This window comes from Aliivibrio sp. S2TY2, from assembly GCF_028765525.1.
GTDB lineage: Bacteria > Pseudomonadota > Gammaproteobacteria > Enterobacterales > Vibrionaceae > Aliivibrio > Aliivibrio finisterrensis_A.
The window spans coordinates 1-307 of record NZ_JARACS010000048.1 but is presented as its reverse complement, the minus strand read 5'-3'; the positions used below and the strand labels follow the sequence as shown (position 1 = coordinate 307).

Here is a 307-nt window from a genome sequence, read left to right as displayed (position 1 = left end):
ACTTAATTACAGCCTGAGCTGTTTTGTTTTACTTTTTCAAAAGTAAAAATAAATTAAGCTAAATCAGTCAGCTTTCCAAATTGTTAAAGAGCAATTGTTTTTCAACCTAATAAAAGGTTTCGAAACCATTTTTAAAGACTCTCATCAGCTTTTGCTTCAAAGAACACTTAAAAATGGTGGAGCTATGCGGGATCGAACCGCAGACCTCTTCGCTGCCAGCGAAGCGCTCTCCCAGCTGAGCTATAGCCCCACATAACGTCTCTTTTATTTTTTAACCTAATCAATCTGTGTGAACACTCATAAATCG

Annotated in this window: 1 tRNA gene; it reads right to left on the bottom strand. The window is 37.1% G+C overall.

The features are described from left to right. Nucleotides 1-174: 174 nt before the first annotated feature. Nucleotides 175-250 (bottom strand) — tRNA-Ala (locus tag PVK63_RS19945). Nucleotides 251-307 lie beyond the last annotated feature (57 nt).